25 protein-coding genes are annotated in these 24,450 nt (G+C 73.1%); 6 read left to right on the top strand and 19 right to left on the bottom strand.

The genetic code is table 11. From position 1 onward, the window contains the following. Window positions 1–141: 141 nt before the first annotated feature. The gene (locus QOZ86_RS15440) at window positions 142–1,791 is read left to right on the top strand and encodes a hypothetical protein (RefSeq protein ID WP_284492868.1); all 1,650 of its coding nucleotides are present in this window, start codon (window positions 142–144) and stop codon (window positions 1,789–1,791) included. Then, a complete protein-coding gene (locus QOZ86_RS15435; RefSeq protein WP_284492867.1) occupies window positions 1,788–3,158 on the top strand; it encodes an amidase in 1,371 nt (456 codons plus the stop codon). The genes QOZ86_RS15440 and QOZ86_RS15435 overlap by 4 nt, the downstream gene beginning before the upstream one ends. Before the next feature lie 21 nt (window positions 3,159–3,179). Here QOZ86_RS15435 and QOZ86_RS15430 read toward each other — a convergent pair whose 3' ends face one another. Beyond that, entirely contained in the window at window positions 3,180–4,883 is a 1,704-nt protein-coding gene (locus QOZ86_RS15430) for a PucR family transcriptional regulator (RefSeq protein WP_284492866.1), read from the bottom strand. 164 nt (window positions 4,884–5,047) lie between these two features. Between QOZ86_RS15430 and QOZ86_RS15425 the strand changes: the two genes are divergently transcribed. Beyond that, window positions 5,048–5,500, top strand: coding sequence for a GlcG/HbpS family heme-binding protein (locus QOZ86_RS15425; RefSeq protein WP_284492865.1), 453 nt, complete (start codon window positions 5,048–5,050; stop codon window positions 5,498–5,500). Between the two features lie 99 nt (window positions 5,501–5,599). Here QOZ86_RS15425 and QOZ86_RS15420 read toward each other — a convergent pair whose 3' ends face one another. The 7 genes from QOZ86_RS15420 to QOZ86_RS15390 all read right to left on the bottom strand — a co-directional run bounded on the left by QOZ86_RS15420 (window position 5,600) and on the right by QOZ86_RS15390 (window position 12,100). Further along, window positions 5,600–6,031 (bottom strand): RidA family protein, encoded by a 432-nt coding sequence (locus QOZ86_RS15420; RefSeq protein ID WP_284492864.1) that lies wholly within the window; start codon window positions 6,029–6,031, stop codon window positions 5,600–5,602. Continuing rightward, entirely contained in the window at window positions 6,024–7,580 is a 1,557-nt protein-coding gene (locus QOZ86_RS15415; protein ID WP_284492863.1) for a gamma-glutamyltransferase, read from the bottom strand. Before QOZ86_RS15415 ends, QOZ86_RS15420 begins: the two co-directional genes overlap by 8 nt. Window positions 7,581–7,645: 65 nt before the next feature. Continuing rightward, window positions 7,646–8,062 (bottom strand): Rieske (2Fe-2S) protein, encoded by a 417-nt coding sequence (locus QOZ86_RS15410; protein ID WP_284492862.1) that lies wholly within the window; start codon window positions 8,060–8,062, stop codon window positions 7,646–7,648. A 23-nt stretch (window positions 8,063–8,085) separates the two neighbouring features. Beyond that, the gene (locus tag QOZ86_RS15405) at window positions 8,086–9,552 is read right to left on the bottom strand and encodes an aldehyde dehydrogenase family protein (protein WP_284492861.1); all 1,467 of its coding nucleotides are present in this window, start codon (window positions 9,550–9,552) and stop codon (window positions 8,086–8,088) included. Continuing rightward, entirely contained in the window at window positions 9,552–10,781 is a 1,230-nt protein-coding gene (locus QOZ86_RS15400; RefSeq protein WP_284492860.1) for an NAD(P)/FAD-dependent oxidoreductase, read from the bottom strand. Before QOZ86_RS15400 ends, QOZ86_RS15405 begins: the two co-directional genes overlap by 1 nt. Before the next feature lie 5 nt (window positions 10,782–10,786). Beyond that, entirely contained in the window at window positions 10,787–11,203 is a 417-nt protein-coding gene (locus tag QOZ86_RS15395; protein ID WP_284492859.1) for a Rieske (2Fe-2S) protein, read from the bottom strand. 150 nt (window positions 11,204–11,353) lie between these two features. Next, window positions 11,354–12,100: an iron-containing redox enzyme family protein gene (locus tag QOZ86_RS15390; RefSeq protein ID WP_284492858.1), complete on the bottom strand. Its 747-nt coding sequence runs from the start codon at window positions 12,098–12,100 to the stop codon at window positions 11,354–11,356. Between the two features lie 157 nt (window positions 12,101–12,257). Here QOZ86_RS15390 and QOZ86_RS15385 point away from each other — a divergent pair, with 157 nt between their 5' ends. Next, window positions 12,258–13,004: a DUF1275 family protein gene (locus QOZ86_RS15385; RefSeq protein WP_284492857.1), complete on the top strand. Its 747-nt coding sequence runs from the start codon at window positions 12,258–12,260 to the stop codon at window positions 13,002–13,004. A 404-nt stretch (window positions 13,005–13,408) separates the two neighbouring features. Here the strand turns inward: QOZ86_RS15385 and QOZ86_RS15380 are convergent, their stop codons facing one another. The 8 genes from QOZ86_RS15380 to mgrA all read right to left on the bottom strand — a co-directional run bounded on the left by QOZ86_RS15380 (window position 13,409) and on the right by mgrA (window position 20,368). Beyond that, window positions 13,409–13,951, bottom strand: coding sequence for a GXWXG domain-containing protein (locus QOZ86_RS15380; protein WP_284492856.1), 543 nt, complete (start codon window positions 13,949–13,951; stop codon window positions 13,409–13,411). 11 nt (window positions 13,952–13,962) lie between these two features. Further along, complete coding sequence (locus QOZ86_RS15375; protein WP_284492855.1) at window positions 13,963–14,172, bottom strand: DUF4177 domain-containing protein; 210 nt, start codon at window positions 14,170–14,172, stop codon at window positions 13,963–13,965. Between the two features lie 76 nt (window positions 14,173–14,248). Next, window positions 14,249–16,366, bottom strand: coding sequence for a glycosyltransferase (locus QOZ86_RS15370; RefSeq protein ID WP_284492854.1), 2,118 nt, complete (start codon window positions 16,364–16,366; stop codon window positions 14,249–14,251). 109 nt (window positions 16,367–16,475) lie between these two features. Beyond that, window positions 16,476–17,069, bottom strand: coding sequence for a hypothetical protein (locus QOZ86_RS15365; protein WP_284492853.1), 594 nt, complete (start codon window positions 17,067–17,069; stop codon window positions 16,476–16,478). Continuing rightward, window positions 17,066–17,611, bottom strand: coding sequence for a hypothetical protein (locus QOZ86_RS15360; RefSeq protein WP_284492852.1), 546 nt, complete (start codon window positions 17,609–17,611; stop codon window positions 17,066–17,068). The genes QOZ86_RS15365 and QOZ86_RS15360 overlap by 4 nt, the downstream gene beginning before the upstream one ends. 121 nt (window positions 17,612–17,732) lie before the next feature. Continuing rightward, window positions 17,733–18,992 (bottom strand): hypothetical protein, encoded by a 1,260-nt coding sequence (locus tag QOZ86_RS15355; protein ID WP_284492851.1) that lies wholly within the window; start codon window positions 18,990–18,992, stop codon window positions 17,733–17,735. Continuing rightward, window positions 18,989–19,279: a hypothetical protein gene (locus QOZ86_RS15350; protein WP_284492850.1), complete on the bottom strand. Its 291-nt coding sequence runs from the start codon at window positions 19,277–19,279 to the stop codon at window positions 18,989–18,991. The genes QOZ86_RS15355 and QOZ86_RS15350 overlap by 4 nt, the downstream gene beginning before the upstream one ends. 54 nt (window positions 19,280–19,333) lie before the next feature. Beyond that, window positions 19,334–20,368: an L-glyceraldehyde 3-phosphate reductase gene (gene mgrA / locus QOZ86_RS15345; RefSeq protein ID WP_284492849.1), complete on the bottom strand. Its 1,035-nt coding sequence runs from the start codon at window positions 20,366–20,368 to the stop codon at window positions 19,334–19,336. On the opposite strand from mgrA, the gene QOZ86_RS15340 reads away from it, so the two are divergent. Beyond that, window positions 20,367–20,615, top strand: a complete 249-nt coding sequence (locus QOZ86_RS15340) for a DUF7554 family protein (RefSeq protein WP_284492848.1) — start codon at window positions 20,367–20,369, stop codon at window positions 20,613–20,615. The genes mgrA and QOZ86_RS15340 overlap by 2 nt on opposite strands. 19 nt (window positions 20,616–20,634) lie before the next feature. Here QOZ86_RS15340 and QOZ86_RS15335 read toward each other — a convergent pair whose 3' ends face one another. Continuing rightward, window positions 20,635–20,808: a hypothetical protein gene (locus QOZ86_RS15335; RefSeq protein WP_284492847.1), complete on the bottom strand. Its 174-nt coding sequence runs from the start codon at window positions 20,806–20,808 to the stop codon at window positions 20,635–20,637. 180 nt (window positions 20,809–20,988) lie between these two features. On the opposite strand from QOZ86_RS15335, the gene QOZ86_RS15330 reads away from it, so the two are divergent. Then, window positions 20,989–23,100: a M14 family zinc carboxypeptidase gene (locus QOZ86_RS15330; protein WP_284492846.1), complete on the top strand. Its 2,112-nt coding sequence runs from the start codon at window positions 20,989–20,991 to the stop codon at window positions 23,098–23,100. A gap of 59 nt (window positions 23,101–23,159) precedes the next feature. On the opposite strand, the gene QOZ86_RS15325 is transcribed toward QOZ86_RS15330, so the two are convergent. After that, the gene (locus QOZ86_RS15325; protein ID WP_284492845.1) at window positions 23,160–23,582 is read right to left on the bottom strand and encodes a VOC family protein; all 423 of its coding nucleotides are present in this window, start codon (window positions 23,580–23,582) and stop codon (window positions 23,160–23,162) included. A gap of 127 nt (window positions 23,583–23,709) precedes the next feature. Continuing rightward, window positions 23,710–24,288, bottom strand: coding sequence for an MBL fold metallo-hydrolase (locus QOZ86_RS15320; protein WP_284492844.1), 579 nt, complete (start codon window positions 24,286–24,288; stop codon window positions 23,710–23,712). Window positions 24,289–24,450 lie beyond the last annotated feature (162 nt).

Raw genomic sequence — 24,450 nt, 5'->3', positions numbered from 1 at the left:
GCCGGTGATCTGCGTCACCCGCGTCGCTACCTTCTGCAAACGATCACCACCGCATCCCGGTGATCAGCAGGCTGTTCCGCTCGGCTCTCCGCAGTACCACGGACGGACCGCCGGGCCCGGCGCACGGACCTCGGAGGCACCATGGAGTTGACGGTTGCACATTGGGTGTACATGGCGGGCGTGGCATCGCTGCTCGTCGTGATGGTCATGCGGAAGAACGTGATCGTGCCCGCGATCATCGCCACGTTCGTCACGACGTGGCTCTACACCGGGGACTTCCTCAACGGCCTCGGCTCGGTGTTCAGCGCGAGCATGGTGGCGACCACACAGTTCCTGAACATCTTCCTGGTCCTCGCCGTCGTGACCGCCCTGCTGGGTGCGCTGCGCACGATCGATGCCGATCGGCGGATGATCGCGCCGATCGCCAAGCTGATGAAGAACGGCCCGATCTCCTACGCCGTGCTCTTCGTCGGCACCTACCTGCTCTCCCTGGTGTTCTGGCCGACGCCGACCCTGGCGCTGCTCGCCGCGATCCTGCTGCCCGCCGCCATCCGTGCCGGGCTCTCCCCGCTCGCGGCCGCCATGGCCATCGCCATCGCCGGCCAGGGCATGGCACTGGCCTCCGACTACGTCCTCGGGGTGGCCCCGAGCCTGTCGGCCGCCGGGGCCGGCGTTCCCGCCGGTGACATCGCCGACCGCGCGCTGATCCTCAGCTGGGTGGTCGGTGCGGTCGCCATCACCCTGACCTACTTCTTCCACGTCCGGAACGGCTCGCTGGCCCGGGTGCGCCCTGGTTCGCCGAGCCGGACCAGCCGCCGTACGGTCGTGGCGAGCGGTGCCTCCACGTCGACCATCGAGGTCGAGAACATCTCCGCCACGGTCGGGGACGCGCTGATCACGAAGGAGCGGCCGGCACGAACCACGGCGCGGCCGGGTCAGCCTGCCGGCTCGACCGGGAACGGCGGTGGTGGCGACAGCGGCGGCAACGGCCTGCCTGGTGCCGACGGCCGCGACGGCCTCTCCGGTACCGGCATCACCGAGGGCTTCGACGGTGCGGATGGCGACCCAGGCGCCCGGCCCGGAGGCAACCAGCGGGCGCGGCTGTTCGCGACCGCCGTTCCGCTCGGTTTCGGCGCGCTGGTGCTCTACATGATCCTCGGCAAGGTCACGGACTGGGTGCCCGAGGTCGAGGCCGGCTGGGGAGCCGCCCTGGTCGGCGGGCTGGCGCTGCTGCTCATGCTGTGCGTGACGCTCTCGTCCGGTGGGGACGGCCTGGAGCGGGCCGGCGAGCACTTCGTCGACGGCCTGCTGTTCGCCTTCCGTGCGATGGGCGTGGTGATCCCGGTGGCCGGGTTCGTGCTCATCGGCATCTCCGACTTCTCCGGTGAGATCATGCTGCTACCGGAAGACGCCGCGGCTCCTGGCTTCCTGTTCGATGTCATCGCCAGCGGCCAGGGCTTCATCCCCGACAACGGGATCGTGGTCATGTTCGCCATGCTGCTGGCCGGCATGCTGATCGGCCTGGACGGCTCGGGCTGGGCCGGGCTGCCGTTCACCGGCGAGCTCGCCCAGGCCTTCGCCTCCTCCGGCGGCGGCGACACCGCGACCCTGGCGGCCATCGCACAGAACGCGGCGGGCTGGACCGGCGGCGGCACGCTGGTCATCTGGTCCTCGCTCATCGCCGTCGCCGGCCTGACCGGGGTGCCGGTCACCACCCTCGCCCGCAAGCTGTTCCTGCCCGTCGTCAGCGGTCTGATACTCAGCGTCGTGGTCGCCGGGGTGATCTGGTGACCACGGTGACCCGACGGACCGTGCGTTCGATCGCGCGGGACGTCCGCGACGGGGTGCGCTCCCCGCTCGAGGTGCTCGAGGAATCGCTGTCCCGTATGAGCCGCGTCGAGTCCGCCGTGCGCGCCTTCGTCTCCGTCGACGAGGAAGGCCTTCGGGCCGAGGCCATCGCGCTGGGCGAGGAGACGGCGGCCGGCCGGGTGCGCGGGCCGCTGCACGGGGTGCCGATCGCGGTCAAGGACGTGATCGACGTCCGGGGGCACGCTACCCGGGGCGGCTCCCAGGTGACCGATGACCGACCCGCCACCAGCGACGCCCCGGCGGTCCGGCGGCTGCGGGACGCCGGCGCGCTGATCCTCGGCAAGACGGCGACCCACGAGTTCGCCCACGGGGTCACCACCCCGCCCACCAGGAATCCGTGGGACGTCACACGCATCCCGGGCGGTTCCAGCGGCGGTTCGGCTGCGGCAGTCGCCGCAGGCGAGTGCACGGGGGCACTGGGCAGCGACACGGGCGGATCCGTCCGGGTTCCGGCGGCGCTCTGCGGGGTGTCGGGCCTGCGGCCCCGACCGTCGGACATCCCGCCCGGGGGTTGCCTGCCGTTCTCCCCCAAGCTCGACACCTGCGGCCCGATCGCCGGGGACGCCGAGGACCTCGCGCTGCTCTTCGGAGTGCTCTCCGCAACTCGCTGCCGGCTGGACGCAACGATCGCCGGTCTGCGCGTGGGCGTCGTCCCTGCGGCGGACCTCGGGGATGTCCACCCCGAGGTCCTGCTGGCGGTCGAGGCAGCGGTACGCGAGCTGGCCGCGGCCGGTGCGACGACCACGGCGGTGAGCGTTCCGCCGTTCGCGGCCTGGAGCGGCCCTCGGACGGTGTACGTACTGCACGACTTCCTCGCCGTCCACCGGGCGGCGGGCTGGTATCCCGACCGCGTGGCCCGCTACGGGGAGGAGGTGGCCAGCTACCTCGCCCTGGCCGAGAAGATCACCGCGCACGAACGGGAGAGTGCCGTCCGGGAACTGCACCGCCTCGAGGGCTTGCTGCGCGCCGGGCTGGAAGGGGTCGACGTCGTGGTGCTCCCGACGACGGCGATACCGGGACCGGCCGTCGAGGAGTGCGCGTTCGCCTCGGACGGCGGCGGGCGCTCACCGGTCGTGGCCACGCTGATGCGCCTCTGCGGTCCGTTCAGCTGGTGCGGCCTGGCCGCGGTCACGGTGCCCTGCGGGTTCACCACGGGCGGCCTGCCCATCGGCCTGCAGGTCGTGGGCCGCGACGTCCCGACCGTGCTGGGCGTCGCAGCCCGGTACCAGGCGCGGACCGAGCATCACCACATGGTCCCGGCCATCGGCCTGGCCGCGGTACCCGATTGATCCGGCCTGGAGGCCGGGTCGTCAGCCAGGACTGACCACCCGGTCCACCTCGGCGGTGGTCGTCGCCAGCAGGTCCAGGGTGTGCGCCAGCCACACGGCGAATTGGTTCTCCGCTTGGCGCAGATCCATCCCCAGGAGCCGGGATGCGCGGTCGAGCTTGTAGAGCATCGTGTTCCGGTGGATGTGCAGGTCGCGCGAGGCCGCGTTCACGTTGCCGCCTGCGGCGATGTACGCCAGCACCGTCGCCTCCAGCTCACCGGTGGCCGGGTCCCGCAGGGGTGCCAGGAGGTCGGTGGCGTAGGAGCGGCCGGTCCGGCTGCCGGCCACGTCCTCCAGCACCGCATGCACACGCAGTTCCTGGAAGCCGCAGACGGCGGGCAGGCCGAGTCGCTGCTGCAGGCCGTGGGCCATGCGGGCCTCGCGGTAGCTGTCCGGGATCGCCAGGGCGCCGACGACCGGCCGGCCGTACGTCACCCGGACCGGACGGCCTCCCTGGTCCTTGCGCCGGGAGAGGTACTGGTGCAGGGCCGCCGCGTAGTCGCCGATGGCGGCGACGGCGGCCTCGGGCGTCCCCATCGTCCCGCGGCGGGCCGCCTCGCGGACGACCACGAGCACGTCGCCGACCATCGCCGCCTGCGTGTGCCGCCCCTGCTCGGGCAGCAGCCGCGCCGCCTGCACCCCGACCTGCTGCAGCCGGGCTGGTGAATCGACGTCCGCGGGCACGGCCATCCCGGAGGCGACCGCGACCCCGAACCACGACCGCACCGGGAACTCGTAGTGGGCCGCCCGGGCGCTGATGTCCTCCGCGGTCGCGAACCGCCCGTGCAGCAGTCCGTGGACGAAATCACCGCGCGCCTGCTCCTTCGCCCGCTGGACGCTGCGCAGCCGCAGCATCTCGGTGCCCACGATGGGCGCGGCCTGCTCGACGAGGACCCTGTGCTCGGCCAGGTCGTGCGGATGGGGGTCGTCGGACTCCTCGAGCAGCAGGATCCAACCGTCGTGCCGCCCACCCAGCACGATCGGCGTGATGATGCAGGCCAGCTCGCGTCCGGCCAGCCGGATCCCCACCGTTCTGGGGTGCAGCTCCTCGGGCGCCTGCCGGGTGCCGAGAGCGTCGCCCTGCTCGGCGAACGCCGTCACCAGATCGGCGGGCTCCACCGTGCGCGGCTGACCCTGTTCCAGGGCGGCGAGCTGGCCCTGGTTGTCGAAGACGGCCACCGGCCGCTGCGACATCCGGTTCATCTGGCTGCAGAGGGCGGAGAGCTCCGCGCCGCGGTAGAGCAGCTCGGCCAGGGCACGGTGGACGGTGAGGCCGTAGCGGAGGACGTGCGTCTCGCGGGCGAGCGTCAGGTCGGCCACGAGCCGGTTGAGGACGGCGAAGGGCACCGTGTCGGCCATGGTGACCAGCGGGAGCTGACAGGCGGCGACGGCGTCCGCGGCCTCGGGCTGGTGGCCGTCCACGAGGAGCGCCGCGGCGCCGCGGGCCGCCAGCCGCTCCGCTGCTCGGGTGACGGTGACCTGGTCCCGTGCCAGCTCGCCGGGATGGGCGTGGACCAGGACGCCCGTGAGCGGATCGTCCTGCTCGGTGGCGACCGACCACGGCACCACCCACTCCACCCGGGTCACCGCGCCCGCGCGCCCGGCGTGGATGCGGGCCCGGCGCAGCGCCGGCTCCTGGAGCAGCCGGGCCAGGGTCAGCGCGTCATCCGAGTAGGCGTGCGGCATGGCCCTCCTCAGTCACTGTGCACAACCACGGGCGAGGTCGAGGCTGCAGTCTCACCATTGTTGCCCTGAGCCGCCAGCCCCCATGGTGATATCTCCGCCGGCTTCCACCCCGAGGAGTCCGGCAGCCATCTGACCCGGCCCACGCGCCGGAGGAGGAGAACCCCGTGCATCAGGTCTTCCGCATCACTCTCGACGACGCCCTGCCGGTGCTCCAGGCGGCGCGGGCGAAGGCCGAGGAGCTCGGCGTCAAGCAGACGATCTGCGTGTGCGACGACGGCGGGAACGTCATCGCGTTGCACCGGCTGCCCGGCGCCCGGCTGACGGGCGTGGAGATCTCGATCGCGAAGGCGTTCACCGCGGCGGGGCACGAGCGCGCCACCCACCTGTTCAACGAGCCGCCCAACGGCCCGGCCCTGCCGGGCAACGAGGCCTTCGGCATCTCGCACATGCTGCCGGGCAAGTTCGCGATCTTCGTCGGTGGCTTCCCGATCATGCACGAGGGGCAGATCGTGGGCGCCGTCGGTGTGAGCGGCGGGAACGGCGCGCAGGACAAGGCTGTCGGCGCCGCGGCGCTGCAGGCCTTCGCCGACCACGTGGCGGCCGCCTTCGCCGGCTGACCCCCGGCACGATGCGCTCGGTGGCCACCGGGCCTGCGCCCCGGTGGCCACCAGGCAGCACCACCGCCGTTGACCGCCACGCCGCGCAGCTGCCACGCGTCAGTGGCGGACGGCGGCGACGAGCTCGACCTCGACGGGCGCTCCCGAGGGGAGCGTGCGGACGCCGACGGCGCTGCGGGCGACCGCGCCCCGGTCCCCCAGGCGTTCCCGCAGCACCCTCGATGCGCCGTCGGCCACGGCCGAGTGTGCGGTGAACCCGTCGACGGCGGCGATGAATACGGTCATCTTCAGCGCTCGCTCGATGCCCGGTAGACCGACGGCCTCCACCAGCGCGGTGACGGCGTTGTCCGCGGCGAGTCCGGCCGCCTCCCGGGCGGCGGGGATGTCCAGGTCGCGGCCTACGACGCCGTGGACCACGAGCTCCCCGTACCGGCGGGGTGTCATCCCCGCGGTCCAGGCCAGGCCGCCGTGCACGACGGCAGGCACGTAGGCCCCCTGCGGCGGGACCGACGTCCCCGATGCCTCAGACACCGAGCGCCACGCCGTCCTGCCGCGGGTCCGCGGCACCGGCCAGCACGCCGCGCTCGTGGTCCATCGACACGATCAATGCGCTGCCGCCGGCCCCCCACGCCCCCATGTCACGGACGTCGTGCCCGCGCTCGACGAGGCCGGCGAGCACGTCGGCGCCCAGCCGGCTCTCGCACTGCAGCGTCTCCGGGGTGCCGAGCGCGTCGGCGTCACTGCCGGGGTGCACTGTCGTCCGCGGCGCCGACACCGCCTCCTGCGGATCGAGGCCGCCGTCGACGAGGTGCGAGAGCAGCTGCATGTTCCACTGCACCTGACCGTCGCCCCCGGGCGTGTTCCCGACGTGCCGCAGCCGGCCGGCACCGTCGGTGGCGATCCAGGCATTCAAGGTGTGCAGCGGCTTGCGGCGTGGCGCCAGCGCGTTGGGGTGCCCGGGGATCAGGTAGGCGCCCCGGGCGAGCCGGTTGTTGAGTGCGATGGCGGTGCCCGGGATCGAGATCCGCGCACCGAAGGTGAAGGCCAGCGAGGAAATCGCACTGACCGCCCGCCCGTCGCCGTCCACGGCGACGCAACTGGTGGTGTCGCCGGCGATCCCGGTCGGGGGTCCGACGCTCACCGGTTCACCCAGGAGCTCCCCCCGTCCCCGTGCCAGCTCGTCGGCGCCCAGGAGATCGCGCCAGGCGTCGTTGTCGGCGGCGCACCGCTCGTACCGGTCCCGGAACGTGCGGCGGGCCGCCAGGGAGAGCAGATGCACCGACTCGGCGCCCGACGTGGGCAGGCCGGCCAGCAGCCCGTCGAGCAGGCCGGCCTGCTGCAGCAGCATCCAGCCCGGCGTCGGCGGCGGCGTCTGGTGGACGGTGACGTCGGCGTAGGGCGCGCTGATCGCGGCTTCCACGAGCACGTCTCCGGCCAGGAGCCACTCATCGCCGGAGAACGGCGCCCCGCCGGCGCGCAGCAGGCCCACCGCGCGCTGCGCGACCGACCCCTCGTAGAGCGCCGACGGGCGGCGGGCCAGGAGTTCGATGCTCTCGGCGAGTTCCGGCGAGGACAGCCGGTCGCCCACGTCGGGGATCCGGCCGGCCGGCATCAACCAGCGGGTGAGGTCGTCGTCCCGGGCCAGCGAGTCGGCGTGCTCGGTGATGTCGCGGCGGTTCTTCGCGGTGCACGGCGTACCGGCGCGGGCCGCGGCCGCCGCCGGAGCCCAGAGGTCGGCTAGCTCCCGCGTTCCGCCGTGGCCGTGCAGGGTCGCCAGCGCGCCGATGGCCCCCGGCGCGGCCACGGCCTGCGGTCCCGTGAGCGGCACGGCCGACAGACCGCGCTCCAGGTATCCCTCGGCCGATGCGCCGTCGGGCCCGAACCCGCTGCCGTTGACGGTCCACACGCGACCGTCCGGCTCGCGGACGATGGCGAAGAAGTCACCGCCGATCCCGCACTGACCGGGCAGTGCGAGCCACGACATCGCAGTCATCGCCAGCGCCGCGTCGACCGCCGTCCCGCTCTCGGCGAGCACACGGGCGCCGGCCTGGCTGACCGACGGGGAGCTGCTGCTGACCATCCCGCCGGTGGCGAGCGTCGAGGTCCGGACAGGCCCCCAGGACGCCGGCCACTCCCCCGGCGCGGTCACACCGACGGCGGCTTGCGCCGGCGTGGTCCGCCCTCCAGGACGTCGCGCTGGGAGAGCCCGACCAGCACCTGGCCCTCCTCCTCGCGCACCGGGTAGGTGCGGATCGCCTCGGTGGCCGGCGGCTGGATCGGCTCGCCGGTCTCGAGGTCGAACACGCTGTTGTGGCACGAGCAGCGGATCCCGTCGTCCTGTAGCTTGCCGGAGCTGAGCAGGCAGTCCAGGTGGGTGCAGTAGTTCGACGTCGCATAGGCCTTGCCGTCCAGCCGCGCCACCGCGAGCTCCATCTGCCCGTGCTCGGTCTCGGCGTAGAAGCGGCGCACGTACCCGTCGGGCACCTGCCCCGCGCGGCAGATGCGGACGAACGCGCACTCGGTGCTCGCCGTGGCGAGTTCCTCGTCGGACGCGGGATCCACGGACACGGTCTCCTCCGGGGCGGTCATGCGCTCAGGTAGACGGTCTTGTCGACCGTGTAGAAGCTCATCATCGAATCTCCAGCCTGTTCCTTCGACGTCTGGGTGCTGCTGTCCTTGAGGCCACCGAACGGGGCGTTCATGGCCTGCCCCGTGGTCGGCTGGTTCACCTTGACCAGGCCGGCGCCGACCCGACGGGCGAAGCTCATCGCCCGGCCGATGTCGCGCGTGACGATGCCGGCCGACAAGCCGAAGCGGGTGGCGTCGGCCACCTGGAGAGCCTCGTCGAAGGACTGCACGCGCAGCACCGCCAGCACCGGTCCGAAGACCTCCTGGGTGGCCAGCTCGGACGTCGGGTCCACGTCGGTGAAGACGGTCGGCCGCACGTAGATGCCGTGCGCGAGGTCGCCCGCGGTGAGGTCCTGGTCGTCGTCGTCGGGACCGCCGGCGACGAGCGTGGCGCCCGTATCGAGGGCCCGGGCGACGTAGCCCAGCACGGACTGCTGCTGGCGCTCGGTCGCCTGCGGCCCCAGGTCCACGCCGTCGGCCAGACCGGGGCCGACCCGCAGGGCCCGCGCCTTGGCCGCGATGCGCTCCACGAGCTCGTCGTGGACAGCGTCGTGGACGATGACGCGGCTGGTTCCGGTGCATGCCTGGCCGGCGAGCCCGAACGCTCCCTTGGCGATCAGTGTCGCCGCGCGGTCGAGGTCGGCGTCCTCGAGCACGAGGACGGGGTTCTTGCCGCCCATCTCGAGCTGGGTGCGCTGGCTGGCGCGCGATACCCGGTGGATCGCCTCGCCGACGTTGGTGGACCCGGTGAAGGTGACGGCGTCGACCCGCTCGTCGGTCACGAGAGCCGACGCCGCCTCCGCCCCGCCGTGCAGGACGGCGATCGCGCCGGCCGGGAGACCGCCCTCGAGCAGGGCGTCCACCAGGCGCTGACCGAGCAGCGGTGTGACCTCGCTCGGCTTGAAGACCACCCCGTTGCCCGCCGCCAACGCCGGCCCGAGCTTGCGGGAGGGGATGTTGAGCGGGAAGTTCCAGGGAGTGATCGCGGCGACGACGCCGACCGGGGCCCGCAGGGTGAACACCAGGCTGCCGTCGCCCGTCGGCAGGGTGACCCCGGCCGTGCGCATCGCCTCGCCCGCGTAGTACCTCAAGTTCATCGGCGTGCGGGAGACCTCCATGGTGGCCTCTGCCCTGGTCTTGCCCTCCTCACGGACGAGCTCGACGATCAGCTCGTCCCGCTGCCGCTCCAGGGCGGCGGCGGCGCTCTCCAGCACCTTCGCCCGCTGCTCGGGGCTGGTGTCGGCCCACTCCTGCCAGCCCGCGGCGACGGCGGAGACCGCGGCCTCGGCGTCCTTGGCGTCGGACTCGGGGAAGGTGCTGACGACCTCCCGGACGTCGGCGGGGTTGCGCCGTTCCAGGGTGCGGCCGGTGATCGACTCCACCCATGCGCCATCGATCAGGTTGCGTACCGTACGAGCGGTCATCAGACCGTCACCTCTTCCTGCTCCAGGAGGTCCTCCAGCTCGACCGACTCGTCGGCCAGCTGCTCGGCGCTGACGTGGATCTCCAAATCCATCAGCTCGCGGGCGACCGAGAGGTCCTCGCCGCGCTCGATCGAGGCGCCGCCGACCAGGAGTCCGTCGCGGAGCCAGAACGCCGTGCCGTCGAGGTCGGCGAGGCTGCCGCGGGTGACCACCGTGTCGGTCGGCCGGAGCCCGGTCAGCCCGAGGCCCTGCACGTTGACGTCGTACTGGTCGGTCCAGAACCAGTGCGCGTCGCCGGCCGTGGAGGGTCGCCCGGCCACGGTGGCCGCGATGGCGGCGGCCTGCCGCTGCGCGACGTCGACGTGTTCCACCCGGACCCGCCCGTAGAGCGGGTGGTCGTGGGCGGCGACGTCGCCGGCGGCGAACACGTTCGGCAGCGACGTCCGGCCCTGGGCGTCGACCTCGACGCCGTTGCCGACCACCAGCCCGGAGCTGACGGCGACCTCGGTGTTGGGCTGGATCCCGATGCAGACCACCAGGTCGTCGACGGTCTCCCTGCCGCTCTCGGTGACGACGGTGACGCCGTCGGCGCTGGGACGGATCTCGCTGATCGCCTGGCCGAGGCGCAGGTCGATCCCGCGCCGCTGGTGCAGGCCGGTGAGCGCGGCGCCGATATCGGCACCCATGGCGCGGGCGAGCAGCACCGGGTCGCGGTCGAAGACGACGACCTCCGCGCCCCGGCCCAGGGCCGCGGCCGCGATCTCGCTGCCGAGGAAGCCGCCGCCCAGGACGCCGATCCGGCGCCCGGTCGACAGCCGCTCGCGCAGCCGGTCGCTGTCGGCCAGCGTGCGGATGTAGTGCACCCGCTCCCCCTCGACGCCGGGGAGCCTGCGGGGGCGTCCGCCGGTGGCAAGGACGACGACGTCGGCGGGGATGGACGAGCCGTCCGCCAGGAGCACCGAGCCGGTGTCGGCGGCGATCCGCTCCACCGTGCTGTTCGTGCACAGGGTGACGTCGTTGGCTTCGCACCAGGCCGGGGTCAGCAGCCAGAGACCGTCGTCCCCACCCGCGGAGAGGCGTTCCTTGGACAGGTGTGGCCGCTGGTAGGGGCCCACGGGCTCGTCCCCGATGAGGACGACGGGGCCGGCGAAGCCGCGGCGCCGCAGGGCCCGGGCAGCGGACGCTGCGACGTGGCCGGCGCCGACGACGACGAGGGTCTGCTCGCTCACCGGGTTCACCGCCCGGCCGGGTGCGTCGCGGAGTCGGAGGTGGTGGCCTCCCGGGGGGTGACCGGCTGAGGCGCGACCAGGACCGCACCTTCCTCGGTGACCTGCACCGCGTAGGTGGCCAGGCGGCCGTCCTGGTCCTCGGCTTCCCCGGTGCGGGGATCGAACTTCCACTGGTGGCCGGGGCAGATCACCTGGCCGTTGAGGAGTGTCCCCTTCGCCAGCGACCGCTCCTGGTGGATGCAGGTGTCGTCCACGGCGAGCACCTCGTCGTCGACGAGGAAGAGCGCGACGGGGCAGCTGCCGACGGTGACCTGCTTGCGCTTGCGGCGGGCGAGGTCCTTCAACTCGGCGACGTGCACCCAGGAGTCCGTGTCCGGCTGGTCGACGACGGGCGCCGGGGAAATGGCAGTGGGCTCGCTCACGAGGAATCTCCGGTCGTGGTCGTGCGGAGGTGCCGGCGGGGGCCGGTGAGGGATCAGGGGTGGAAGCGGCGCGATGGCCGCCGGGAACGGACCGGGGGGGGGGGGGGGGGGGGGCGGGGCCCCCCCCCCCCCCCGGTCCGTTCGCCGCGGTCAGGCCTGCGCCGCAGCCTCGAGGTCGGGAGCGACGTACGTGTCGTACAGCGAGCGGGTGTAGGAGTACCGCATCTCCGCACCCCACCGGACGAACTGCAGGCAGCGCTGCTGCAGCTCCGGGGTGTTCGCGTTCTCGAGCACGATCTGGTAGCCGCGCTCGCCGTGCACCACGTCGGAGGTGATGTGGAGGTCGAAGAACTCGATCTCGTCCTCGGTGAAGCCGTACGTCTCGCGCAGCGGGACGATCTGCTTCTTGTAGATCTCGGGCACCTGGGACTCCAGGCCGACGACGAGGGCCGCCGTGGCGACGACGAAGTGCTCCCGGAGCGCCGTCGCGTAGCACCAGGCCTGCAGGCCACGGGTCACCGCGTTGGCGTTGTTCGGGTCCTCGATCCGCTCCCTGGTCGTCCCGCAGGCCTCGCCGAAGCGGATCAGCAGGTCGGTGTGACGGATGTCGGCCAGCTCCTCCTCGTACATGTTCTGGAGCAGGAAGTCCTTGGCCTCGGTGATGGTGTCCGGGGTGTTGGCGTAGACGATGCCCAGGTAGTCGGCGAAGGGGCCGACGTACTGGTAGTGGTTCTCGGCCCACCGGGCGAAGTGGTGCCGCTCGAGCTTGCCGTCGGCCCACGCCTTGCTGAAGGAGGCGTTCTTGGCCTCGCGGCCCTTGATCGCGTCCTGCAGAGCGGCGCGGAACTCGTCGTGGTCGAGCAGTTCGGTGCTGGGGCGGTTGAGCGTGGCGGTCATGGAATGCCTTCCCTGGTGGAGCGTGGGCTCGGGCTTGTGTCGTCCAAGTTAGGTGCGTCACTCCCCCGGACCGAGGGTCATCCTGCACAGGCCTCCGCCAATTCGGTGTGCACATGGACCAGGGCTTCCGGGAACGGCCGACAGGGACCATGCATGGGTGTCCGGGCCTTCAGCGACCTCCCCCACCGCGACGACCACACCCACCATCGGGTCGGCTGCAGCGGAAGACGGGCGCCGCCGCGCGCTGCGCCTGCGCCAGACGCTGGTGGTCACCCTCGCCGTCGTCAGCGGCGCGACCGATGCGATCGGGCTGATGACTCTCGGGGGCGCCTTCACCAGCGTCATGACAGGCAACCTGGTGATCCTGGGCGCCTCCGTGAGCACGGCGGACGGGGGGCTGGCCCTCGCGTCGGGCGGCGCCATCATCGCCTTCTGCGCCGGCGCGGCGCTGGGTGCGCGCCTGGCCGGCAGCCCGAGCCCCGGGGACCGGATCTGGCCGCGGCCGGTGACGGTGGCCCTCGCCGTGGAACTGGTCCTCCTCGTCGGCTACGCCGTCGGCTGGTGGATCACCGGCGCAGAGCCCGGGACGGCGCTGACCCTGGCACTGCTCTTCGCCATGTCCGCCGCGCTGGGGATCCAGAGCAGCACCGTCCAGCGGTTCGGCGTCAGCGGCATGTCGACGACCTACCTGACCGGCACGCTCACCACCGTGGTGATGCGGCTGGCCACCGGCCGCGGCGTGCGGGAGGTCTGGCACAGCATCGAGATCCTCGTGGGGCTCGTCGTCGGTGCGGCGGCCGGCGCGGGGCTCCTCATCGTCGCGCCCCTGTCCGCGCCGGTGCTGCAATTGGCCGCGCTGGGCGCCGTCGTCCTGGTCGGCGCGACGGCGTTTCGCCGCAGCTGACCGCCTGCCGACGGGGCAGAAGCAGCCACCGGCCTCGGCCGACGCCGCCGGCCGCGCATGGGCTCGCACGGGCAGGCCGCACAGAAGCGGTCGCCTGGTCTGTGGTCCGTCCGTGCCACCGTTCGGCGGCCGTTCACTACCGTCGGCCTGCCGCCCGACCGGAGCGTCGACTGGAAGGTATGGACGACATGACCCCAGGACCTCTCTGAGGATCAGTACACGAAGGCTGCCGACGAACTCGTGCGGGCCGTCCGTCACTACCGCGAGTCCGCGAGCCACTCCGGACTGGGCGAACACGTCCAGGCCGCTCACCACGCGCACATCGCGCGGGGGCACTTTCTCAACGCCCAGGGTATGGCGCACGCCGCCGCCCGCAGAACCGTCGAGACGCCGCCGCGCGCGGATCAACCGGCCGGGCTGTCGCGGTGCAGGAGAAAAAAGAACGAGGACAGGCCGCGCAGGTCCATCAGCCCGAGCCGGACGTCCGGGGAGACCTGCTTGAAGACGTCGATGATCGGCAGCGCGTCGTAGACCATCGCCGCGGTGACGACGCCGGAGTGCTGGACCGCGCGCAGCCGTGCCTTCGGCTTCGTGGTGGTGAGCAGCGGGCGGACCGTCCGGAACGCCAGCCGGGCGGCCCGCGAGTGCGCCAGCCCCGGGCGGTCCCGCAGCACGCTCACCGGGATGAGCGCCGGGTCGACCGGCCGCGGCCCGGACCGGGTGTCGAACAGCAGCGGGTGCACGGTCTCGGCGTCGACGAACTCCTTGCCGTACCAGCCGTAGGCCTCGAGCAGCCCGTCCAGTGGGGAGCCGGTGGGCAGCCCACTCCCCCGCCAGCGCCCGAGCATCTGATCGGGTGTGACCGGCTGGAGGGCGCGGAACCGGGCCAGCGCCTCGCCCCGCTCGACGCCGTCCCGGTGCTCGGCCAGCCAGCGGTCGGCGCTCATGGAGCGCAGCGTCACACCACCGGGCGCTCGAAGGTGACCAGGACGCCGTCGACACCGCCGGGGCCGATCCGGCCCTTCACCTCGACCGAGGTGATCGCCTTCAGCTGCCAGCCCTCGCGGGCGTGCTGGTTGAGCACCTTCTCCAGCTTGCCGCCGGACATCTTGCCGCCGATCAGCCCCTCGCGGAGCTCCTCGACCTCGTACTTGTAGCGCGCCACCATGTGCCGGCCGTCCTCTCCGTCGGAATGGTCGCTACCAGCGTGCCGCGTGCTGCCGACCGCGGCGAGGCGAGCGGCGTCAGACCTGGGCGTCGGCCAGCGCGCGTTCCAGCTCGGGGGTCATCCGCGGGATCGGCTGCGTGTCGTCGCTCGCGGCAGGACGTCGGGCCGGGGAGACGACCGGGCTGTGCACGGCGGCCGCGACCGCCTCCGGGTGTAGGTTCGCTGCCCGGACGCGGGTAGCGGGTGCCGGTGCCGCCGGCAGGGTGAACGGGGTGACCTCGGTGGCCGCCCAGCGAGCGGCACCGGCGCCGAACGCCGTCGCCGACAGGGCGGCCAGCTCGGCCCACTGCCGCCCGGTGAACTGCAGGCGGTGGATGTCGCCGCGCCGGGAGCGGACCGTGGCCCGGAAGACCACGTGCGCCGCCCGGTCGGGCACGCGGATGGCGAGCTCGACCTCCGCCCCGACGGTGGCGCCGACTCCCCGGACCCGCGCCTGCGCCCCACCGAGGGAGACGTCGACCAGCCGGGCGGGGGCGCCGTCGACGATCGCCTGCATGGTGGCGGGGAACCGGTGCCCGTCCCGTCGCTCGGCGGAAAACCGGGGGTCGCGGATCCGCCGGATCCCGGTCGCCACGAACCAGAGCGTCATCGCGACCCAGACGATCGGGATCAGCGTGGTGCCGTTCAGCCCGTGCCGGGTCGGGGTCCAGCCGGCGATGCTCGCCGCCGTGTAGACCAGGCTGCCGCCGAGCACGGCGGCCAGCGCGACAAGGACGGACGGCACCCTGGCCCGGGTGCGCGCGTCGCCGGTGCGGCCCTTGGCGGTGACCGCGAACCGGCCGGTGCCGCGCCGGACGAGAGAGAGGGTGGCGGCCAGGTTGGAGGGCAACCGCACCACCTCGAACAGCAGCGAGAAGCGCGCCGGGGCGAACCCGCGGGCCAGCAGGGTGAGCGCGACCTGCTGCAGCACGAACGGGACGCCGGCCATGAGGGCGAACCGCGCGGGCGATGCCGCCACCGGGAACAAGCCGGTCACCAGCACCGCCACCGGCACCAGCGCCAGGCCGAGCGTCCGCCACGAGTCGAACCACGCCGACAGCGAGTAGAGGTAGCCCAGCCTCTGGCGCAGGGTCAGCCCCGTGGCGGTGAACGGGTTGTCGTGCCGCAGAGCCTGCATCGCGCCCCGGCCCCACCGGCGGCGCTGGGCGTAGAAGGCGTCCGGGCTGCCGGCCGCCAGCCCCCGCGCGAGCACCTCGTTGTGGTAGGCGCTGCGCCAGCCGGCGCGGTGCAGCTTCATGGTGGTGTGGAAGTCCTCGGTGAGCGACTCCGTCGCCACGCCGCCGATGGCACGGAGCGCACCGGCCCGCAGGACGGCGTTGGTGCCGCACCAGAAGGCCGCGCCCGCGTGGTGCTTGCCCGGCTGGATGACCCGGTAGAACAGCGACTCCTCGTGCAGGTCGCCGCCCGGGTGCAGGTGCTCGAAGGAGGTCGTGTTGTAGAAGTCCTGCGGCGTCTGCACCAGCGCCAGCCGCTCGTCGGCGAAGTAGGGCACCGTCCGGGTGAGGAACTCGGGATCGGGCACGTGGTCGGCGTCGAACACCGCGACGAGCTCGGTCCGCACCAGCGCCAGCGCGTGGTTGAGGTTGCCGGCCTTGGCGTGGTCGTGCTCCGGGCGGCTGACGTAGCGGGCGCCCAGTGCGGTGACCATCTCCTCCACCTCGAGCCGGTCACCGTCGTCCAGCACCCAGGTCTCGTGGTCGCCCTCCATGGCCAGGCACGCGGCGACCGTGGGCAACAGCACGTCCAGGTGCTCGTCGTAGGTGGCGACGAGCACGGTGACCGACGGCGCCGGGCCCGGTCGCGGAAGCGGGACGGTGGCCGGTGCGACGTTCCACGTCGTCATCACGAACAGCACGAGCCCGATGCCGCCGTAGAGCTCCAGCGCCAGGAAGGGCACGCCGATCCACAGCGCCGGGCCGTCCGGCAGGGTGGTGAGCAGGCGCCAGGTCAGGTAGCCGCCGGTGGCCAGGACGGCGGCCACGGCCGCGGTCCGGACGACGGCCAGCCGCAGGGCGCTCTCCGGCACCGGGACGGCGTCCCGCGCCCCGGCCGGCCGCCCGAGGCCCGCTGCGGCGTAGCCACCGGCGGGCGCGGGCAGGGCGCTGCCCTGGCGGGCGGTCGCGGAAGTGCTCACGCCGCAGGCATCGACACGCCCGGTCCCGCGGCACATCCCCCGTCGGGGTGGGACGCGGGGGCGCGCGGGCGGATCGGCCCAGCACCGGCAGCTCGGGCCGCGGCCGTGATCAGCCGGCCGTGATGCGGAGGAGACCGGCCGCCTCGTCGGCCATCTCCGCGAACTCGTCGCCTTCCTGCAGGAGCGTCCACGTCACGACGAGCTCGATGGCGGTCGGGACGTCGTCGGCGTCCACGATCCCCGGCGGCAGCACCAGGTGCGTCACCGTCTCGATCAGCTGCTCCGCACCCAGGCCGTTGGCTACGGTCTCCAGGCGACGGACCCGCACCGCGGGCCCGGCCGGCAGCTCGACGACCGCCACCTGGGGCGGCGCCAGCCCCGGATCGGCCGCAGTCCGGTACTCCGCGGCCAGTTCCTCCGGCGTCCCCGAAGCCCTGATGCGGTCGGTGACCAGGGTGGCGAGCACCCCGTACACCGGGTCGGGGATCCACAGCGCGCCGGTGTCGAGGTCCCGCTCCCGCAGCCGGCGCGCGACGGAGCGCAGCTGGTCGGCGAGTTCGACCTCCGCCGGTCCGGTGACGAACAGGCCCGCGCACGTCGCCTGCGCCCAGGCCGCGATGTCGTCCTCCGGGCCGGGCGCCCAGATCCAGCCGTCGTCCGGTGGCTCGACGTCGTAGGCCCAGTTCCGGATCGGCCCGGTCACGGGAGCCACCGGAAGGAGCCGGCCACCGCGTCGAAGAGGGCCGTGAGCGGTTCCAGCAGCTGCAGCTGGGGCGTGGCGAACGTCAGCAGCACGAACCCTCCACCGGCGATCGGATAGCGGTACTGCACCACTTCGCTCTCCACGGCCTCGGCCGTACCGGGAACGGTCGCGGTGCGCCGGCGCCGCACCCGCGGCACGAAACCGGACATCAGTTCCACCATCTCGGCGTCGCCCGCGCCGGCCGTCGCGAGGAACGCGGCCGGCCCGCTGTCGGGGTCCGCCCCGGCCACCTGCGGGGAAACCACGTCGACCACCATCGAACAGGCGATCGGCAGTCCCCCGCTCTGCAGCAGGGACAGGTAGATCTCGACCGCGTACTCCCGCGTGTGGGACTCCACGGTGTCGTGCAGGAGACGGACCACCTGCGGGTAGAGGGAGTTCCGGTCGGGCCGGCCCCTGGTCACCACCCGGGCGATCTGCCGGACGTCGTCCTCGCGGTGGGCCCGGTCGTCCACCCGCACCCGCGCCCAGTCGTTCGGCACGAGGAACGTGAAGTCCCTCGGGGCAGCCCCCGCGGCCGCCGGCGACACGTGCGCCGTCACAGCGCAGCCCGCCGCAGGGCCCGCCTGCCGGCCGGGAGCACGAGCCGCGGATCGGAGCCGTTCACCGGTCGCGGGAGACCGGCGGACGCGGCGGCCCCTCCGGGATGGGCAGCTGCAGGCCGCTCGCGACCAGCCCGGCGGCGTCGGACACACCGGCGCCGGTGTCCGCGTACCGCGCCCGCCGCAGAGCCGCCGCGATCTCGGGGATGCGGTCGGTGCCGGCCGGGAACTCCGGCGGCCGGCCGGTCGCGGGGGGCGTGTGGATCGACGACGGGCGGTACGCCGAGGCCCACTCCGACCGGGTGGGCCAGAAGCCCGAGCCGCTGGCAGCGCGGTCGACGGTCGCCTTCGCCGGCCGGCCTCCTCCGGTGACGCGGTGCTCGCGGGCCATCCTCTCCGCCTGCCGCGGGCTCGCGCCCCGGGCGCGCATCGACCGGATGAACGCCGGCCTGGCGAGGCCTCGGGCGCCCTGTCGCACGGCGTGCCCGGCGAGCACGAAGGCACGCCCGGCGCCGAAGGTCACCACGCTCACGACGCCCAGCAGGACGTCGCGGGGCGAGGCCCGGCCGTGGACGAGCAGCACCGAGTTGCCGGCGAGGGACACCAGGCCCAGGACCAGGGCGGCGGCCGCCAGGAAAGCGGCGGACGGCTGCAGTACGGGGATGAGGCTCATGAAGGCCGAGAGCACGCCCAGCGCGGCCGACAGACCGCCCGCCCACTCGGTGATGACGCCCACGGCGTCGAGGAGGTCGTCCCAGACGTCGTCCTGCAGCCCGTCCCCGCTGGTGATCTGCTCGATGGCATCGGCCGCGGCGTTCCCGGCCGACCGCCAGTCGTCCTCCAGCTCCCGGAGGGCCTCGCCGGCCGCGTGGATGTCGGCCGTGGCCGCCGCGGCGTCGTCGTGCGCCCGGCCGTCGGCCGCGGGATCGGGCTCGCTCAGCGCGGCGTTGCGCTCCCGCGCCCGCCACGCGGCATCGCGGGCCTCCTCGGCCCGCTTCGCCCTCGCCAGCACGAGGTCGGCCTCCGCCTGGATGCCGTCCAGCGTCGTGGCGTAGCCGGCCAGGGCCGTCGCCGTCCGGTCGTAGCGCTCCCTGGCCTGGACGATCGTGTCGCCGACCTCGGTGGTGCGGTCGCGGAAGGCCGAGCCCGCCTCCGACTCCCAGACGGTGGCGCTGTCGTGGATCTCGCGCAGCGCGCTGGCCGCCGTGCTGATCGCGGCAGCGGTGGCCGCGTACCGCTGGGCCAGGCGCGCGATCGCCGCGGGATCGCCGCCGACCGGGTCCGACGGGCGCAGCGGCGTCCAGTCCCGCGGGCGGCTCACTTCTCCCCCGCCATCGCCGCCACCAGCTCGGACTCGATCCGCTCGTAGGTGGTCGCGGCGTCCTTCGCGGCCTGCCCGAGCCCCTCGATCATGGTGGCCATCTCGATCCGCCTGCTGTCCCAGCTGGTCGCGAACTCGTGCAGCCGGTCCCGCAGCCGGTCGTGCGCGATCACGTCGCCACCGACGTCGGCGACGTCCCGTGCCTCCACGAACTCCCGGTGGACGACCAGCAGGGACCGGCCCGCGTCGTGCAGCACGGATGTCTCGACTTCCAGACGGTGGCTCACCCGGCGGATGCTAGGCAGAAGCGAGCCGGATCCGCTGCCGTCATCCACAGGCGGTCAGCCGGCGGTGCGCGGGCCCTCCCACAGATCGATACCGCTGTCTACGGCGTGCTGGTCGATCGCGGCCAGCTCGTCGTCGGAGAAGCCGAGGTTCGCCAGCGCCCCGACGTTCTGCTCCAGCTGCCCCACGCTGCTGGCGCCGACGAGCACCGTCGTCACCCGCTCGTCGCGCAATGCCCAGGCCAGCGCCATCTGCGCCAGGCTCTGCCCGCGCCGCTGCGCCACCTCGTCCAGCGCGCGGACGTGACCGAGCGCCTCGTCGGTGAGGAAGTCCGGCGACAGCGACTTCCCCTGGCTGGCCCGCGACCCCGCGGGCACGCCGCCCAGGTACTTGTCCGTGAGCATCCCCTGCGCCAGCGGGGAGAACGCGATGCAGCCGGCGCCGACGTCGGCGAGGGTGTCCAGCAGCCCGTCGCGCTCGATCCAGCGGTTGAGCATCGAGTACGAGGGCTGGTGGATCAGCAGCGGCGTCCCCAGATCGGCCAGGATCGCCGCGGCCTCGGCGGTGTCCTCGGGCGAGTACGAGGAGATGCCCGCGTACAGCGCCTTCCCGGAGCGGACGGCGGTGTCCAAGGCGCCCATCGTCTCCTCGAGCGGCGTGGTCGGGTCGGGCCGGTGCGAGTAGAAGATGTCGACGTGGTCCAGGCGCATGCGGCGCAGCGACTGGTCCAGGCTGGCGGTCAGGTACTTCCGCGACCCGCCGCCCTGGCCGTACGGGCCGGGCCACATGTCGTAGCCGGCCTTGGTGCTGAGGACCAGCTCGTCCCGGTAGGGCCGGAAGTCGTCGTCGAGGTGCCGGCCGAAGTTGGTCTCCGCGGCGCCGTAGGGCGGTCCGTAGTTGTTGGCCAGGTCGAAGTGGGTGATGCCCAGGTCGAAGGCCCGGCGCAGGATGTCGCGCTGCCGGTCGAACGGCACGTCGTCCCCGAAGTTGTGCCACAGCCCCAGGCTGATCACCGGCAGGTCCAGCCCGCTGCGGCCGGTGCGCCGGTAGGCCATGGAGTCGTAGCGGTCGTCGGCTGCGGAGAAGGGCATGGCCCCATCCTTTCCGACGTCCGGCCCGCCCGCCCGGTCACCTAGGCTGGCCGACGCCCGCCTCGCCGACCCCCTCCCGGAGTGCTCTGTGCTGCTGCGCCTGCTCGGACTGCTGCTGGTCGTCTGGCTGGCGCTCGCCATCATCGGCGCGGTGGTCGAGGGCCTGTTCTGGCTGCTGATGGTCGGCGTGCTGCTGTTCCTGGCCACGGCCGCGTTCGGCTGGCTGAAGCGGAACGACCGGGTCTGACCCCCGGGGCGTCGAGCGGTCAGTCGCCGTCGGCGTCGCCCGCAGCGCCATCGGCATACGGCTGCGGATCGGTGCGCCAGCAGCCGGCCGGCGGTGACTCGCGCTCCGGGTGCTCGGCCACCTGGTCGGCCGGCGCCACCCGGACACCGTCCTCCAGCTGGTCCAGCGCGATGGCGTAGCGGTTCTCCGGCATGCGGTCACTCTTCCGCGCCCTCACCGGGCCGTCCAGTGCCCCTGGCACGCGCTGCGGCGCATGGCGGGACATCCTTTCCGGCCCTCCACCCCACCGGTGGTGCCGGCAGACCGTGACCTCCCGGGCGGGTGCTCGTTGGCTCAGACCACGACGCATTCCTGCTCGCACCGGAGAGGCGCCATGAACCCCCGATCCCCCCGCAGACGTGCCGCGCTGTGCGCGGTGGGCACCGCCGTCCTCGTCGCCGTCACCACGGCGAACGCACCCGCCACCCCCGCAGCCGCGACGGGAGAGGAGTCGACGGCTGAGGAGTTCCGGCCGCAGCTGGTCACCGTCGACACCCCGACCCGCGAGGACAAGCGGCTGCTGCAGACCCTCGGTCTCGACCTGACCGAGCACGCCGGGCACGACTACGTCGAGGTGGTGCTGCACACCCCCGCCGACGTCACCACGCTGCTCTCCGCCGGGCTCACCTACGCCGTCCGCATCCCCGACCTGCTGGCCCGCGAGGCGCAGAACAACCAGGTCAACGCGGCCTACGCCGCCGCCACGACCACCTCCCCGCTGCCGTCGGGCCGGGACGCCTACCGCACGCTGACCGACTACGACGCCGACATGGCCACACTCGAGCGCGACCACCCGGAGCTGGTCGAGCTGATCACGTTGCCGCACCGGTCGCTGGACGGCCGGGAGATCCACGGGGTCGAGATCGGCGCGGACGTCCGCGGCCCCGACCGCGGGCTGCCGACGTTCGTGATGCTCGGCGTGCACCACGCGCGCGAGTGGCCCTCGGGCGAGCACGCGATGGAGTTCGCCGTCGACCTGGTCGAGAACTACGGCACCGATCCGCGGATCACCGACCTGGTGAATCGGTCCCGGGTCGTCGTCGTCCCGGTGGTGAACGTCGACGGCTTCGAGCTCTCCCGCACCGACGGTGGCCTGATCGACCTCCGCGAGGTCGACCAGGGCGGCACCGGCACGATCCTCGGCACGCCCGGCAACGCCTACAAGCGGAAGAACTGCCGCCTGGCCGACGGCCAGGACACCCCGGACGGCACCTGCCGGGCCGGCAGCGCGACGAGCCCGGGCGGCTTCGGGACCGGCATCGACCTCAACCGCAACTACGGCGGCTACTGGGGTGGCCCGGGCGCCTCCGACCTGTTCGCCGACCCCACCTACCGGGGCGCCGAGGCGTTCTCCGAGCCCGAAACGCAGAACATCCGCGAGCTGGTCAGCGGTCGGCACGTGACGACGCTGATCACCAACCACACGTTCTCGAATCTGGTACTGCGGCCGAACGGGGCGGCGCCGGACCTGGTGCCGCCGAGCGAGGGCATCCCGCTGGGTGACCCGTTCGACGAGCCGGCCCTCAAGGCACTCGGCGACGCGATGGCCGCGCAGAACGGCTACACCAGCCAGCACGCGTGGGAGCTCTACGACACCACCGGCTCCACCGAGGACTGGTCGTACAACGCCACCGGCGGGTTCGGTTACACCTTCGAGATCGGGCCCGACGAGTTCCACCCGCCGTTCCCCGAGGTCATCGACGAGTACCTCGGCGCCGGCGAGTACGCGGGCAAGGGGAACCGGGAGGCCTACCTCCTGGCGCTGGAGAACGCGGTGAACCCGGTGACGCACTCGGTGCTCACCGGGAAGGCGCCGGCGGGGGCGACCCTGCGGCTGAGGAAGACCTTCGCCACCCCGACCTGGGCAGGGGCGGTCCAGGACACCCTCGACACAACCATGACCGTCGGGTCCGACGGCCGGTACACCTGGCACGTCAACCCGTCGACCCGCCCGGTGATCAAGGACCGGCAGGTCGAGACGGTGTCGTCCGAGCCCGTGGCGCAGCAGACGTACACCGGGACGACGCTGCCGTTGCAGTCGACCGACTCCGAGTTCACCGTCGACCGGGACGCCGACCTGCTCGAGATCGTGCTCGACTGGCCGACGCCGGACGACATGGACCTCGAGGTGTACCGGAAGGACGCCGACGGCTCGCTGGAACAGGTGGGCAGCTCCGGCAACTTCGTCGGGGAGAAGGAGCGGGTGCTACTGCAGGACCCGGCCCAAGGCACCTACGTGCTCCGCGCGATCAACTTCGCCTCCGTGACGCCGACGTGGACGCTCACCGCATCGCTGTTCGAGGGGGAGTCCTCGACCGTGCCGGGGCTGGTGGAGAACTGGACGCTGACCTGCGAGGTCGCCGGCCAGGTCCGGGAGACGGTCCCGGTGGTCGTCGACCGGGGCCAGCAGCTGCGGGTCGACCTCAAGGCCTGCGGCCGGCGCTGAGCGGTACCGGCCCGGTGGGGAACGCCGGAGATCCGGCGTTCCCCACCCGAGCGCGTCGGTCAGCCGCCGGCGGCCGGACCGGAGACGTTCACCAGCCAGTTGACGCCGAACCGGTCGACGCACATCCCGAAGGTGTCCCCCCACGGGGCCTTCTCCAGCGGCATGGCGACGGCGCCGCCGTCGGAGAGCTGCTCGAACCAGCGCCGGAGGAGCGCCTGGTCGTCGCCGCTGAGCGACATGTTCATGTCCGTACCGCGCCGGAACTCCATGCTGCGCGGCGTGTCCGAGGCCATGAAGACGACGCCGTGGTCACCCCGCAGCTGGGCGTGCATGACCAGGTCCTTCTCCGCAGGGTCCTGCGCGGCCCCCAACTCCTCGAACGTCGAGACGTCGAGGGTGCCGCCGAATACGGAGTGGTAGAACTCCATCGCCTGGCGGGCGTCGTCCCGGAAGTTCAGGTAGGGGTTGAGCTGGACGGACATCGTCGGTCTCCTCGGGTCGTCGCTGGATGCAGGTGGACGGGCAGGACGTCGATCTGTCCCGTCCGGGGCAAGACCGCAGATCGCCGCGGAACTCATCGTCCACCGGTCCGCCCGGGGGCCGGCCGGCTCAGCGAGGCGTGACGGAGCTCGGGCGGAAGGGCGCGCCGTGGGCGCAGACCACCAGGGTGGCCAGGTCGAGCACCCGCTCGCGCTGCTGCCGGAGCTCGTCCCGGTCGTGGCTGTAGGGGTCGTCGGACGGCCCGTCCTCGGTCCACCACAGATGCGTCAGGGCGACGACGTCGTCCGGGGTGCCGACGAGCGTGGTGATGTCCTGCGGCGTGTGCCCCGGCGTGGCGAGCAGCTGGATGCCGGGTGTGAGCTGCACGCCGTCGGCGGCCCGACGGGTGAACGTGTCGCCCTCGATGACGGACTGGAAGTCGTGCACGGGCACCACGGGGAAGAGCGCGACGTTGAGCGTGTGGTCGAGGTGGTGGTGGCTGACGACGACGTCGGTGACGTCCTCGGGTCGCACACCGAGTTCCCGCAGCGGGCGGAGGATGAGGTCCCGGTCGGCCACCATGCCCGGGTCGACGATGACCACCCGGTCGGCATCGCGGACGAGGCTGACCGTGCCGGCTACGTGCGGCATGCGCACGTACCCCTCGACCAGGACGTCCACGCGGGCGGTTCTCGACAGGTCGGCCATGGGCGGACGCTAGCAACAGGACCGCGTTGCCGCGGGCCGTCCCGCCGCCGCCCGGAAGGGCGGCGCCCTGCCGTGGCGGGCATGCCCTCGGCGTCGACCCAGGCGTATCCACCGCGAGCGCTGCGCACCTACGTCCGCACGCGACCGGCCGCCCGGCAACCT

The organism is Blastococcus capsensis (genome assembly GCF_030165005.1).
Taxonomy (GTDB): domain Bacteria; phylum Actinomycetota; class Actinomycetes; order Mycobacteriales; family Geodermatophilaceae; genus Blastococcus; species Blastococcus capsensis.
Note: the sequence above shows the minus strand (reverse complement) of the source record. Positions and strands in the feature narration are given on the sequence as shown.